A 13733-nucleotide genomic window follows, 5' to 3' on the forward strand; every position below is an offset into this window, starting at 1 on the left:
TTGAAATAGACATGATTGCGTTCATAAAAGTTAACGGTAACTAATATTAATAAAATCTTAAACAATTAATATAAATTTATCCTAGCTTTTTTTTAGTGCTTGTATTATCCTATGAAAAAAACATTACTAATTTCTGGTTTTGAAAAGAAAATGAATATCACTACATTGTTCAAATCTATTCCTGTATTTGCTTGTTTTACTATTTTTTTTTTATCTCATCCTTCTGTCGTAAAAGCTTCTCCTTTATCCCCATCTAATCATACGAAGCAAATTAGTGATAAGGCAATGCCTACCCATGAAACTAATGGTATTTGTTATCAGTTTGGAGGGTGTAAACAGTCAGGGGAAAATTTAAGTTGTGCTGTTTTATTAACCAGTTTAACACAAGACTATGGTATGCACGTTAGTCAAATTTCCGCAAGAATAATTGATTTAGGAGGCAATCAATATTCTCCTAGTTATTTTCAATTTGGCGACTATGGAAAAACCTTTCATAGTACTTATCTTAATCTTGTCGAAGGTGTACCTTTAAAGATTGTTATTCATTTTCAAGGCGTTGGTACTAAAATGAATGGTGCATCATTAATACAATTTGGAGATGGTAGATTAAAAAATTTGTCTTTCTAAAATTTCTAAAGGTAAGTACTGCCTACCTTACTATTTTTTTGTAGTGCATTCTCCAGAAGAAACTAAATAGACTAATATCCCTATAATTGAAGTAAATAAAAGATTATTATATTAACAATTAATATTAATTCTGACTCCTGACTCCTGACTCCTGACTCCTCACCCATTAATAACCTAATGCTAAACCATCAGCACGAGGTTCTGAACCTGCTATAAAAACACCGTTATTTTTTAAGATCATTTGACCTTTTCCAAACATAGTTTCAGGGGCCAATTTAACATCATGGCCTCTTTCCCTTAACCCTTCAATTATTTCAGCAGGTGTACCCCTTTCTAAAAGTATTCTATTTCCTTCTAAAAATCGCCATCTAGGGGCATCTAAGGCAGCTTGAGGATTCATTTGATAATCAGTTAAATTAACAACCATTTGTAGGTGTCCTTGGGGTTGCATAGGCGCACCCATTACGCCAAACGGTCCGAGAGGTTGATTATCTTTGGTTAAAAAACCGGGAATAATGGTATGAAAAGGACGTTTATTGGGTGCGATTTGATTAGGATGACCTTTTTCTAAGGTAAAAGCTGATCCTCTATTATGTAAAGAAATTCCTGTTTCTGGAACTAAAATTCCACTACCGAAACTATCATAATTCGATTGAATAAAAGACACCATTAAATCTGCATCTGCGGTACATAAATAAACCGTTCCTCCTTGTGGGATTCCAGGATTAGCTAAAGGAATAGCTTTATTTGTAATTAATTTTTGACGTTGTTTTGCATAATTTTTATCTAGTAAGTTTTCATTAGAAATGTTCATGAAATCAGCATCCCCGACATAAATATAAGCATCAGCAAATGCTAATTTCATAGATTCTATTTGATAGTGGAAACTTTCGACAGAATCACGATTATACTGTTCAAGGTTGAAATTTTCTACAATATTTAAAGCCATTAATGCAGCAATTCCTTGGCTATTAGGGGGAATTTCCCAGACTTTTAATTGTTTGTATTCAGTGGCAATAGGTTCAACCCATAAAGGGGTATAATTAGCTAAATCTTCAGCCGTTAAATAACCTCCTGTATCGGCTGAAAAATTGTTTATTTTTTCTGCTATTTTTCCTTGATAAAAACTCTCTCTTCCCGTCTTAGCAATTTCTTCTAAGGTTTCAGCATGGAGAGAACTGCCCCAGATTTCTCCTGCTTTCGGCGCACGATTTTTAGGAAAGAAAACTTGTTGAAAATATTGATATTCAGGTCTTTTTTTTGTGAGATAAACTGCTTCTTTGCGTCGCCATATTGCTGCGGTAACGGGAGAAACAGGAAAGCCATTTTTAGCGTAACGAATGGCAGGAATAAACAACTGTTCAAAAGTTAGTTTTCCCCACCGTTTCCAAACTTCATACCACACAGAAACTGCACCAGGAACCGTTACTGTTAACCAGCCTAACTCTGGCATTTTTTCTAAACTAGAAAAAGCTTCTAATGATAAATTTTTGGGGCTTTTTCCTGACCCATTAATACCTTGTAACTTTCCATCCCAAACTAAAGCAAACGCATCTCCACCGATACCATTAGAAGTGGGTTCAACCACTGTTAAAGTAATAGCGGTAGCAATGGCTGCATCGACCGCATTTCCTCCTGCTTGAAACATTTCTATTCCTGCTAGTGTAGCTAAGGGTTGACTGGTAGCAACAGTACAATTTTTAGCTAAAATAACACGACGTTGAGACGCATAAGGATAAGCATTAAAATTAAATTGCATAATAATTTGATCTACAGAAGATTGCTTATTTTAAAAACTATTTTTTTATGAGTATTCCTTGTTTAAGAACGATCTAAAAAAATTCTAATAATTTATCTCTGCTCTTAACTCCTACCATAAAATTGATAGCAAATGAAATATAAATTATCAAAATTGATGGAAACCACCATAAAAATTAACCCTACTCCTAAAACTCCTGATAACGAAACATTTATTAATATACTCTCTCCTCAAGGTGCAAATATTATCCTCGGTGAACAAACAGTCGAAAGTTTAGTTATGCCTCTTGAACCCTCTCCTACCACCATGTTCGGTCCGAGAGGAGCCTGTTTAGTCTCTGAAGAAGGCCCATTATGGGTATGTGATACCGGTCATCATCGTTTGTTAGGGTGGAAACATCGCCCCGAAACCGATGGTCAACCAGCAGACTGGGTGATTGGTCAACCGGACTTTTATCACGAAGGCCAAAACGCCAAAGGGACCCCCCAAGCGAATACGGTGAGTGTTCCCACAGGTATCTGTGCTTGTGGGAAAGGGTTAGTGGTAGCCGATGCTTGGAATCATAGGGTTTTAATTTGGAAAAAATTACCCCAAGATAATAATATTCCTGCGGATATTGTTTTAGGACAAGCCGACTTTCACCATAACCAAGTTAACCGAGGAGAAACAGATACCGCAGCCGATAGAATGCACTGGCCTTATGGAGTCATGTATCATCAAGGACGCTTATTCGTAGCTGACACAGGCAACCGTCGGGTGTTGGTGTGGAATGAACTACCTACTCATAACGGACAACCAGCAGACTATGTTCTCGGACAAGTTGAGATGAACCGACGAGACGAAAATGGGGGAGGAAGTCCTACTGCGAGTAGTATGCGCTGGCCCCATGCTTTGGCTATTTGGCAGGATAACTTAGTGTTAGCTGATGCTGGTAATAACCGTTTGATGATTTGGGAGGGAATACCTACGGAAAATAATACCCCTTGTTGTCTAGTCTTAGGACAAAGCAACTTTCAAGGGTCTGAGTTAAACCAGGGTGGTTATTTTCCCACCTTTAGCAGCCTCAGTATGCCCTATGGAATAGCAGTTATGGAAAAATGGTTAATAGCTGCGGATACAGCTAATTCTCGCTTGGTAGGATGGACTGATGAGTTAACAATGGGAAAAATAGCCCAGGGGTTAACGGGACAATCTCATTTTCGTAGTAAGAGTGAAAATCGTTCGTATGGTAGGCCGACTCGTCAAAGTTTGAGTTGGCCTTATGGTATTACAGTTTGTGGTGAAATGGCGGTTATTGCTGATTCTGGTAACAACCGTGTCTTGTTGTGGGGTTTTTAAAAAGAAGAAATTCAATTGAGGGCAAATCGCTGAAATTACTACACCATAAGGTATTTAGCGATTGCTCTTGCCGAGAGTGATTGAAGAGGGTTATTAAGACCCTACATAATATTAACCCCCTGCAACCGCAGGAACGATACTGACTTCGTCGCCATCTTTTAACGCGGTTTCGGTATTGTCCAAAAAGCGAATATCTTCACTATTCACATAAAAATTTAAGAAGCGACGGGGTTTACCATCGTCATCGCATAAACGGGCTTTTATCCCAGGAAAACTGCTTTCCAAGGTTTCAATTAATGCACCCACATTATCCGCACTACATTCTAGGGTAGCTTGGTTGTTGGTGTATTTTTGCAAAGGAGTGGGAATTAATACTTTTACAGCCATAGTTATCCAAAAATGAACCAATTATCAATTATGATGGCTAAGAAATTGCCAAAAAAACAGCCGTCAAGGATACAATAAAGGAAACCCTGACGGCTTTTAAGGGGGACTAAACGAGAACTTGTTGCCAATCTAGACGATCTAAAGTGCGAGAACGTTCCAATGCACGCTCAAAACTGTCTAATTTTGGCTCAATGGTTAAAGGTTGACCAATGTATTCTTGTACCGCTTCTTGGGTTTTCAATCCGTTTCCAGTGATGTAAACTACGGTGGTTTCTTCAGGATCAATTTTTCCTGCTTCTACCAACTTCTTGAGAACAGCAACGGTAGTTCCGCCGGCGGTTTCGGTAAAGATACCTTCGGTTTCCGCTAATAACTTAATCCCTTCGACGATCTCTGCATCGGTGACACTCTCAATATTACCATTTGTCTTGCGAGCAATATCTAAGGCGTAATAACCGTCTGCGGGGTTGCCGATCGCAATGGATTTTGCGATAGTATTGGGTTTAACAGGAGTAACAAAGTCCCGCCCTTCTTTGAAGGCAGAAGCGATAGGGGAACACCCCTCGGCTTGTGCGCCACTGAAACGGACTGCTTTATCTTCTACTAAGCCGGTTTTAACAAACTCTTGGAACCCTTTATAAATCTTGGTGTACAAAGAACCAGAAGCTAACGGGGCAACCACATGATCGGGTAATTTCCAGCCCAACTGTTCGGCAACTTCAAACCCTAATGTCTTAGAACCTTCAGAATAGTAAGGACGTAAATTAATATTGACAAAGCCCCAACCGTAGGTATTGCCTACTTCGCAACAGAGTCGGTTAACTTGGTCATAGTTACCTTTCACTGCCATCACAGTAGGGTTATAGATGAGGGTTCCTAGAACTTTTCCTGCTTCTAAGTCCGAAGGAATGAACACACAACAGTCTAAACCAGCATGGGCCGCGATCGCTGCGGTAGAATTGGCTAAATTACCGGTACTGGCACAGGAAACGGTGGTAAACCCTAATTCTTTAGCACGGGTTAAGGCAACGGAAACCACCCGATCTTTAAAACTAAGGGTGGGCATATTCACCGCATCGTTTTTAATATAAAGATTCTTTAGACCCAGGCGACGGGCGAGACGAGTAGATTTAACAAGAGGTGTCATTCCTGTGCCGACATCAATAGGATTTTCGCTGTTTACAGGCAAAAATGCTTTATAACGCCAGATGGAATTAGGACCAGCTTCGATGGTAGCGCGACTCACTTGAGCGCGAATAGCATCATAATCATAAGCGACTTCTAGCGGAGAAAAGGTTTCTTCACAAACGTGGAGGGCTTTGAGAGGATATTTAACTCCACCTTCTTTAGAAACTAGGTGGGTGAAGGTAGGGGCTAAGCCTGTGGTTGTTTGGGTTTGAGTTGCCTGGGTCATAGTTGGGTACTGAGGTAACACTTTGTCAATCTTTTTGGATAGTAACACGGTGAAAAATCCTCGTCAAACATACCCGACTAATTTAGTCGGGATTAAAATTTTCAGGGTTTATACGGTTAAACAAGCAGGGTAACCCTACAATTTTGGTCATCAACAAGATTAATGTATATTAATGAGCGTTAAAGTTTATTTAATGTGATTGGGGAAAATCTGAACTTTGTTAAATAAATTTAACCATCTAATTTATCCAGTTTTTGCTATTATAATGTCTTTAATAGTAGGGGCAATTTTAATTATATTAATTGGCGAAAACCCCTTAGCAGCATACAAGATTTTATTTCAAGAATCTTTATTTAATTATTATGGCTTTGCCAATACATTAACAAAAACAAGTCCATTATTATTAGCCAGTTTAGGAATTTTAATTGCTCTCAAAGGAGGACAATTTAATATTGGAGGAGAAGGACAAATTTACTTAGGAGCATTAGGTAGCACTTTAGTTGGTTTGTTTATTAATAATTTGCCCAGTTTGTTGCATATTATTTTTGCTTTGACTGCTGCTTTTTTATTTGGGGCATTATGGGGAATCATTTCTGGTTATTTGAAAGCTTATCGAGGTATCAATGAGGTCATAACAACTCTACTACTAAACTATATTGGGATTAATTTGATTAGTTATTTAGTACATTATCCCTTAGCCGATACCAACGCCCCTAGTGCTTATTCTCCTTTGATTGCTGAATCAGCTAAACTACCTATTCTATTACCAAAAACCTTAGCTCATGCTGGTATTTTTATAGGAATTTTAGCGATGGTTTTTGTTGGCATTTTACTACAGAAAACTATTATTGGCTATCAAATAGAAGTGGTTGGATTAAACCCTAAAGCTGCTACTTATGGAGGAATTTCTGTTAGTAAAATAATTCTCGTAGTGATGGGATTATCGGGGGGATTATGTGGTTTAGCAGGAGCAACGGAAGTGATAGGATTAAAATACCGTTTATTTGAAAACTTTTCCCCTGGTTATGGATTTAATGCTATTGCGATCGCTTTTTTAAGTCGGGGTAATATTGTGGGTGTTTTGATAACTTCTTTATTTTTTGGAGCCTTATTAAGTGGGGCAAATGTAATGCAAAGAAGCGCGGAAGTCCCCACGACTATTGTAACGATTATTCAAGGATTAACGTTACTATTTATTGCCATTAGTATCCAATTTAAAAATAATCAGAAGTAAAAGAGTTAAAATTATTCCTATCTTTTTGAGATAAAGATTAGTAATTTTTATGAAGGAGTAAATTTTACACAAACCGAAAAATAAACAAGAAAAAAAGCCTTTAAGAGTCTGGCCATGTTTCGACCTCAAAGGCTTTTGTCTTTCGTTCTTACTCCTCACACACACTCTTATTGTGACGCAAGCCCGATAAATAAGTTTCTTAGAGGTGACGCTTTTTCAATTGTCATCAGAAAAAAAGGGGCCACAGTAGTGTAATCTAAGAACGGGGAGGAAATAATAATAAATTCGATCAATAAGTTATCATACCATGATCATTTCTATTACTGCTTTGAAAGGGGGCGTAGGGAAAACTACCACTTCTATTCATCTGGCAGCTTATTTACAAGAAAAAGCTCCTACTTTACTCATAGATGCTGATCGCAACCGTTCTGCGTTAATTTGGTCTAGAGAAGATAAGCTACCATTTCATGTGGCTTCCCAAGCAGGATCAACCAGTATTATTCGCAAATATCCCCACATTATTGTTGATACTAGAGCTAGGCCCGAACCGGAAGAATTTAAGGATCTAGCTGATGGGAGTGACTTATTAATTGTTCCGACAACCCCTAATCATTTGGACTTAGACGCAACCTTTAAGGCCGTTGAACAATTACAGGCTCTCAATGCTAATTTTAAAGTGTTGTTGACTAAAGTGGATGGCCGTACCAAAAGCGGACAAGAAGCCAGAAAACGGCTTAAAGAAGCTAACTTACCTCGTTTTAAAAAATCTATTCCTTTATTGGTGGTCTTTGAAAAAGCTTCTCAACGAGGTGTTATTACCAGAGATTATCCTGATCCTCGGTCTAAAATGGCTTGGTCAGCTTATGAAGCAGTAGGCAAAGAAATTTTACCTTAAACATAGCTCTCCCGTAGTTATGGTGATAAGTGAAGCTTATCTAAAAAGACAAGCTAATAGCTTTTCTTTCATCAATTGAAAATTTCTAAACCCATAACTCTAATTATTTTTTACTGTTTAATCAACTCAGCTTAATATTATGCTGGTTGTTTTAAAGTACATCTGTTTATACAAATAGTTCTGACGACGAAGTAATACCAAATCCGCTTATTTTAGTAGAGTAACATTCTTGCTCCCTGCTCCTTCTCCCTGCTCCTTGCTCCCTGCTCCCTGCTCCCTGCTCCAAGACTTAATACTATACTATCTAAAACGGATCTAGTATAACAAGCCATAAATTTTTATACTACGAAAGATGTGTGGAATGTGGGGTTAAATATCGCAAATCTTAGAGTCACATTTTTTCTTAGTTTTTCTCTCAGCAATAATTGTTTCTAAGTTCGGTCTTCCCGTTAGGGGAAGTCTTAAATTTGCCCAAATGCTATATAACCAGTTTGCCAATTTTCCTACTATAGGAAGCTTTGTGATAGCATAAACCCAACCCATTCCTAAAACTTCGTAAACATAGCGAAATGCGTCAATATCTGTGAGAATTGTTCCGTCAGGTAAAATAGCATGAATTCTTCCCATTGCCGACTTATAATCGATGTTACTATGTTCACTTCGATCATAATGCTCATCAGCAATATCGACTAATTTTATTAAACCCCTTCCTTTATCTTTTTTCTGTAAAAATCTTACTTCCCGCATACATAAGGGACAATCCCCATCGTAAAGTAACTTAACTTTCCAAGAAGAGTCTAAAGAATTTTGCTTTATATTTGATGTAGAAGTATCCATGATAATTATATTAATTGGGACAAGTGTTATAGTGAAGACGAAAGAAACTTTTGCGGGGTGTAGGACGTGCGAGCATTGCTTATTTATCCAGTATTTCCGCCCACTTTTTGGTCTTATGACAAAAGCTTAGAGTTAGTAAATCGCAAGGTTTTATTACCACCCCTGGGATTAATTACCGTTGCTGCTATTTTACCCCAAACCTGGGAATTTAAACTATGCGATCGCAATATTCGAGAGGTAACCGAAGAAGAATGGGACTGGGCAGAAATCGTGATTTTCTCGGCCATGATTGTCCAAAAAACAGACTTACTCACACAAATAAAAGAAGCGAAACTGCGAGGTAAATGTGTCGCCGTGGGGGGTCCTTATGCAACCTCTGTCCCCTCAGAAGTGCAAGAGGCAGGGGCGGACTTTTTAGTGTTAGATGAAGGAGAAATTACCCTCCCTATGTTTGTAGAAGCTTTACAACGGGGGGAAACCCAAGGAACCATACGCACAGAAGAAAAACCTGATGTTACCTCAACTCCTATTCCTCGCTACGACTTATTAGAGTTAGATGCGTATGACTCGATGTCAGTGCAGTTTTCCAGGGGATGTCCCTTTCAATGTGAATTTTGTGACATTATTATTCTTTATGGACGTAAACCTCGCACCAAAACCCCGACGCAACTGTTGAAAGAATTAGACTATCTTTATGAGTTGGGATGGCGACGGGGCGTATTTATGGTGGATGATAATTTTATTGGCAATAAACGCAATGTTAAATTATTACTCAAAGAATTAAAAATATGGCAAAAAGACCATCAATATCCTTTCCGTTTTAACACAGAAGCATCGGTGGATCTCGCTCAAGATTTGGAGTTGATGGAGTTGATGGTAGAATCTAATTTCGATGCGGTCTTTTTAGGCATTGAAACCCCCGACGAAGAGAGTTTAAAGTTAACAAAAAAGTTTCAAAATACCCGTGACTCCTTAACTGATACCATTGATATTTTAATTCGTGCCGGGTTACGTCCGATGGCTGGTTTTATTATTGGTTTCGATGGGGAAAAAACTGGGGCTGCAACTCGAATTATTCGCTTTGTGGAAAATGCAGCTATTCCTACAGCTATGTTTGGAATGTTGCAAGCTCTTCCCCATACTGCTTTATGGCATCGTTTAGAAAAAGAGGGAAGATTACGAGTTGACAGTAAACAAGATATTAATCAAAGTACCTTAATGAACTTTGTTCCCACTCGTCCAATAGAAGACATTGCCCAAGAATATATAGAAGCCTTTTGGACATTATACGATGCAGAAAATTTCTTAGATCGCACCTATCGTTGTTTCTTAAAATTAGGAACCCCTAAATGTCATCCCCCGTTTAAGTTTCCCAGTTGGGTTGATTTAAGGGCTTTAGCTATTGTGATTTGGCGACAAGGGTTTAAACGGAACACCCGTTGGAAATTTTGGCATCATTTCTTTGGCATTCTTAAACACAATACTCCTGTGTGGGAACATTATCTAACGGTTTGCGCTCACAACGAGCATTTTTTAGAATATCGTCAAATTGTTCGCCAGGAAATTGAAGATCAATTACAAGAATTTAAGGCTAGAGAAAAGCAAAAAACCTTGCAAAAACTGGAGTTTAATCCAATGGCTGAAAAAATCTATGACTGATGAATGATAACTGATAAGTGAATAATTGCTTATGATAGATAAAGTAACAAAACTTTACTTATCTTCATGAGTGCCACCCTTTCCCCTCTCACACGAGTCAAAAAGACGTTTAAAGAGACGGTATTATTCGGTAACGAACCTACTCCCGAACTCTTTGCCATCCTAAGCGTCTATTTTGTGCAAGGAGTCTTAGGTTTAGCCCGTTTAGCGGTAAGTTTCTTCCTCAAGGATGATCTGGGGTTAACCCCAGCACAAATGGGAGCGTTAACGGGTATTGCTGCCATTCCTTGGATAATAAAACCCTTGTTTGGCTTTATTTCGGACGGTTTACCAATTTTCAACTATCGTCGTCGTCCTTATCTGGTGATTTCGGGGATATTAGGCAGTTTATCATGGATATTATTGGCCACAGTGGTGACAAATGCCTGGTTAGCTAGTCTTACTTTACTGTTAACCTCCCTTTCTGTAGCCATTAGTGATGTTATCGTTGACTCTTTAGTGGTAGAAAGGGCCAGAAAAGAGTCTTTAGGTCAAGCCGGTTCGTTACAATCTGTTACGTGGGGAATGTCTTCTTTTGGAGGCTTAATTACTGCTTATTTAAGTGGTTGGTTATTAGAAGAACTTAGCAATCAAACGGTATTTGAAATTACCGCTATTTTTCCTATTATTGTCTGTGTGGCTGCTTGGTTTATTGCAGAAGAACCAGTTAGTCAAGATGAATTAGTTTCTCAACAAGAACAGTCGTTAGTTAAACAGCAAATTAAACAATTATGGCAAGCGATTAAACAGAAATCTATTTTATTACCTACTATCTTTGTTTTTCTGTGGCAAGCAACCCCTCATGCGGACTCTGCTTTCTTTTATTTTACTACCAATGAATTAGGGTTTGAACCAGAATTTTTAGGGCGAGTTCGTTTAGTCACTAGCATTGCTTCATTATTAGGAGTATTTCTTTATCAAAAGTTCCTTAAAAATGTTTCGTTTAGAAATATCTTGGGGTGGAGTGTGGTTATTTCTGCTGCTTTGGGGATGACGATGTTATTATTAGTTACCCATACCAACCGAGTATTAGGAATTGATGATCATTGGTTTAGTTTAGGAGATAGTCTAATTTTAACTGTTGCGGGTCAAATTGCTTTTTTACCCATCTTAGTTTTATCGGCCAGACTATGTCCTAAAGGTATCGAAGCGACTCTCTTTGCTTTATTGATGTCTATTGTTAATCTAGCCGGTTTATTATCCCATGAACTAGGGGCATTAATTACCCACTGGTTAGGAGTTACAGAAACTAATTTTGAAAATCTCTGGTTACTGGTTATTATCACTAACCTCTCAACTTTATTGCCCTTGCCGTTAGTTGGATGGTTGCCTAATACTGATCCCCAAGTTCAGGAAGAAAAAGCAAAAGAAAATATAAAATATATGGCTGAAGCTTATGAACATCATACTTTAGGTGCAGTTCCCGATGATGCTACAATACCTGAAGTTTTACCTGAATTTGTCACTAATAACAATAAGTAAACTCTGTTAAAACAATCAATAGCCATGACTAATTTAATTAACGAAGACAAACAAACTTTATCCTATAACCCTCAGCAATGGCAAAAAGGTTATCAATCTCAGCCCGATGAATATGACTATTTTATCGAGGATATAGAGGGTAATATTCCTCAAGAATTACAAGGAACTTTGTTTAGAAACGGGCCAGGATTATTAGATGTGCAAGGAACGCCATTAAAGCATCCTTTTGACGGCGATGGGATGATTTGTGCTATTTCTTTTTTACCCAATGGAAAAGTTCATTTTCGTAACCGTTTTGTTCGCACAGAAGGTTATGTTAAAGAACAAAAAGAAGGTAAAATGATTTATCGTGGGGTGTTTGGTACTGAGAAACCAGGCGGATGGATTAATAACATTTTTGATGTTAATGTAAAAAATATTGCTAATACAAATGTCATTTATTGGGGTAAAAAATTATTAGCACTTTGGGAAGCAGCCGAACCTTATCAACTCGATCCCAAAACATTAGAAACCATAGGTATCGATTATTTAGATGGGGTATTAAACCCAGGTGATTCTATTTCTGCACACCCTCGTTTTGACCCTACTTCTGAGTTAGATAAGGGTCAACCTTGCTTAGTTAATTTCTCTATTAAACCTGGTCTTTCGAGTAAAATTACTATCTATGAATTTGCTTCAGATGGTAGATTACTACGTCGTCATTCTCATACTGTTTCTGGGTTTTCTTTTATCCATGATTTTGCCATTACACCTCACTATTGTCTCTTATTACAAAATCCTGTTACCTTTAATCCTTTTCCCTATATTTTAGGGTTAAAAGGGGCGGGTGAATGTGTTAATTTCCATCCAGAAAAACCCAGTAAATTGATTATTATTCCCCGCAATCCTTCGGATAAACAAATGAAAGTTTTAGAAATAAATTCGGGGTTTATCTTTCATCATATTAATGCTTTTGAAAAAGATGATGATATCTATTTAGATTCAATTTGTTATGATTCCCTTCCCCAAGTAAAACCTGATACTGATTACAAAGAAACTAATTTTGAAAATTTAGATCCTGGACAAATATATCGGTTTAAAATTAATCTGAAAAGGGAAACTATCGAAAAAGAAATGATAGAAAGTCGGTGTTGTGAATTTTCTGATATTAACCCCGATAATGTCGGGAGAAATTATCGGTATTTGTTCATAGGAAGCGCACATAAAGATCACGGTAATGCACCCTTACAAGCTATCCTAAAACTAGATTTATTAACGGGTAAAAAACAATTACACTCTTTTGCCCCACAAGGATATGTCAGCGAACCTATTTTTGTACCAAAACCTAATGCAACCCATGAAGATCAAGGATGGATTTTAGTGATGGTTTATGATGGAGATAAACATCGTTCTGATATTGTTATTTTGGATGGGGAAAATATAGAAAAAGAAGCGATCGCAACTCTACATCTTAAACATCATATTCCTTATGGACTTCATGGAAACTGGACATCCGAGGTGTTTTTGTAATTAACAGATTTAGAAAAAATCGGGATAATTAATAACTATCCCGAACGATTAATTATTGAATTTAACGAGAAAGTTATACTTCTTGTAAAACTTTATTTTTTGCCTTTAACTTAAGCTCATATAGTTCTTCTAAAAGATAACTAATTTTCTTCAAGTTATAGGGAAAAGGTGGTTTCATGGGTCGATAATCTAAAGGATGAGATTCTCCATGACGCAATACAGCATTCACCATAACACAACCTTCGGAACTTAAATTAATCGCTCCATGAGGAACCCCCGGCGGAATAGTAACCACTTGAGGATTATACTCACTTAAAGGTATATAATGATACCGTTTATTGTGGAGTGCAACTAAAATAAAGCTACCTCGAACCACTAATAATTGATCAGTTTGATAATGGTGTACAAATAGTTCATCAATTGTTCCACTGGGAACTTCAACTAACATGGTTTCATCACTGGATTGCGGGGTATAAAATTGTGCCATTCCACCTTGTATTGATTCGAGTTCGCGTAGCGATATTCCCTCTTTTAAACTCATATTATTTTCCTC

12 protein-coding genes are annotated in these 13733 nt (G+C 37.6%); 7 read left to right on the forward strand and 5 right to left on the reverse strand.

The features are described from left to right. The first annotated feature begins 111 nt into the window (after positions 1-111). Complete coding sequence (locus tag CY0110_RS05545) at positions 112-627, forward strand: hypothetical protein (protein ID WP_008274336.1); 516 nt, start codon at positions 112-114, stop codon at positions 625-627. A gap of 166 nt (positions 628-793) precedes the next feature. Here CY0110_RS05545 and ggt read toward each other — a convergent pair whose 3' ends face one another. Next, positions 794-2386: a gamma-glutamyltransferase gene (ggt, locus tag CY0110_RS05550; RefSeq protein ID WP_008274337.1), complete on the reverse strand. Its 1593-nt coding sequence runs from the start codon at positions 2384-2386 to the stop codon at positions 794-796. 156 nt (positions 2387-2542) lie between these two features. Here ggt and CY0110_RS05555 point away from each other — a divergent pair, with 156 nt between their 5' ends. Beyond that, positions 2543-3724: an NHL repeat-containing protein gene (locus CY0110_RS05555; protein WP_008274338.1), complete on the forward strand. Its 1182-nt coding sequence runs from the start codon at positions 2543-2545 to the stop codon at positions 3722-3724. Positions 3725-3835: 111 nt separating this feature from the next. On the opposite strand, the gene CY0110_RS05560 is transcribed toward CY0110_RS05555, so the two are convergent. Further along, complete coding sequence (locus tag CY0110_RS05560) at positions 3836-4111, reverse strand: MoaD/ThiS family protein (RefSeq protein WP_008274339.1); 276 nt, start codon at positions 4109-4111, stop codon at positions 3836-3838. A 106-nt stretch (positions 4112-4217) separates the two neighbouring features. Then, positions 4218-5525 (reverse strand): threonine synthase, encoded by a 1308-nt coding sequence (thrC, locus tag CY0110_RS05565; protein WP_008274340.1) that lies wholly within the window; start codon positions 5523-5525, stop codon positions 4218-4220. Between the two features lie 265 nt (positions 5526-5790). On the opposite strand from thrC, the gene CY0110_RS05570 reads away from it, so the two are divergent. Together CY0110_RS05570 and CY0110_RS05575 are read left to right on the forward strand one after the other, a co-directional pair. After that, entirely contained in the window at positions 5791-6759 is a 969-nt protein-coding gene (locus CY0110_RS05570) for an ABC transporter permease (RefSeq protein ID WP_050779966.1), read from the forward strand. Between the two features lie 307 nt (positions 6760-7066). Then, positions 7067-7654 carry a ParA family protein gene (locus CY0110_RS05575; protein WP_008274342.1) on the forward strand — a complete coding sequence of 196 codons (588 nt, stop codon included), beginning with the start codon at positions 7067-7069 and terminating at the stop codon, positions 7652-7654. A gap of 369 nt (positions 7655-8023) precedes the next feature. On the opposite strand, the gene CY0110_RS05580 is transcribed toward CY0110_RS05575, so the two are convergent. Continuing rightward, a complete protein-coding gene (locus CY0110_RS05580) occupies positions 8024-8491 on the reverse strand; it encodes a thiol-disulfide oxidoreductase DCC family protein (RefSeq protein ID WP_008274343.1) in 468 nt (155 codons plus the stop codon). A gap of 66 nt (positions 8492-8557) precedes the next feature. Here CY0110_RS05580 and CY0110_RS05585 point away from each other — a divergent pair, with 66 nt between their 5' ends. From CY0110_RS05585 to CY0110_RS05595, 3 genes are all read left to right on the forward strand, one after another. After that, positions 8558-10150 (forward strand): B12-binding domain-containing radical SAM protein, encoded by a 1593-nt coding sequence (locus CY0110_RS05585; protein WP_050779964.1) that lies wholly within the window; start codon positions 8558-8560, stop codon positions 10148-10150. A 66-nt stretch (positions 10151-10216) separates the two neighbouring features. Further along, the gene (locus CY0110_RS05590) at positions 10217-11671 is read left to right on the forward strand and encodes a folate/biopterin family MFS transporter (RefSeq protein WP_008274346.1); all 1455 of its coding nucleotides are present in this window, start codon (positions 10217-10219) and stop codon (positions 11669-11671) included. 24 nt (positions 11672-11695) lie between these two features. Then, positions 11696-13180 (forward strand): carotenoid oxygenase family protein, encoded by a 1485-nt coding sequence (locus CY0110_RS05595; RefSeq protein WP_008274347.1) that lies wholly within the window; start codon positions 11696-11698, stop codon positions 13178-13180. Between the two features lie 73 nt (positions 13181-13253). Here the strand turns inward: CY0110_RS05595 and CY0110_RS05600 are convergent, their stop codons facing one another. Further along, entirely contained in the window at positions 13254-13721 is a 468-nt protein-coding gene (locus CY0110_RS05600; RefSeq protein WP_008274348.1) for a cupin domain-containing protein, read from the reverse strand. Positions 13722-13733: the final 12 nt, after the last annotated feature.

The organism is Crocosphaera chwakensis CCY0110, assembly GCF_000169335.1.
GTDB lineage: Bacteria > Cyanobacteriota > Cyanobacteriia > Cyanobacteriales > Microcystaceae > Crocosphaera > Crocosphaera chwakensis.

Bases quoted from the DNA above. Each gene is read 5' to 3' on its own strand.
- CY0110_RS05545 (WP_008274336.1), top strand. From the start codon at position 112: ATGAAAAAAACATTACTAATTTCTGGTTTTGAAAAGAAAATGAATATC.
- ggt (WP_008274337.1), bottom strand. From the start codon at position 2,386: ATGCAATTTAATTTTAATGCTTATCCTTATGCGTCTCAACGTCGTGTT.
- CY0110_RS05555 (WP_008274338.1), top strand. From the start codon at position 2,543: ATGGAAACCACCATAAAAATTAACCCTACTCCTAAAACTCCTGATAAC.
- CY0110_RS05560 (WP_008274339.1), bottom strand. From the start codon at position 4,111: ATGGCTGTAAAAGTATTAATTCCCACTCCTTTGCAAAAATACACCAAC.
- thrC (WP_008274340.1), bottom strand. From the start codon at position 5,525: ATGACCCAGGCAACTCAAACCCAAACAACCACAGGCTTAGCCCCTACC.
- CY0110_RS05570 (WP_050779966.1), top strand. From the start codon at position 5,791: ATGTCTTTAATAGTAGGGGCAATTTTAATTATATTAATTGGCGAAAAC.
- CY0110_RS05575 (WP_008274342.1), top strand. From the start codon at position 7,067: ATGATCATTTCTATTACTGCTTTGAAAGGGGGCGTAGGGAAAACTACC.
- CY0110_RS05580 (WP_008274343.1), bottom strand. From the start codon at position 8,491: ATGGATACTTCTACATCAAATATAAAGCAAAATTCTTTAGACTCTTCT.
- CY0110_RS05590 (WP_008274346.1), top strand. From the start codon at position 10,217: ATGAGTGCCACCCTTTCCCCTCTCACACGAGTCAAAAAGACGTTTAAA.
- CY0110_RS05595 (WP_008274347.1), top strand. From the start codon at position 11,696: ATGACTAATTTAATTAACGAAGACAAACAAACTTTATCCTATAACCCT.
- CY0110_RS05600 (WP_008274348.1), bottom strand. From the start codon at position 13,721: ATGAGTTTAAAAGAGGGAATATCGCTACGCGAACTCGAATCAATACAA.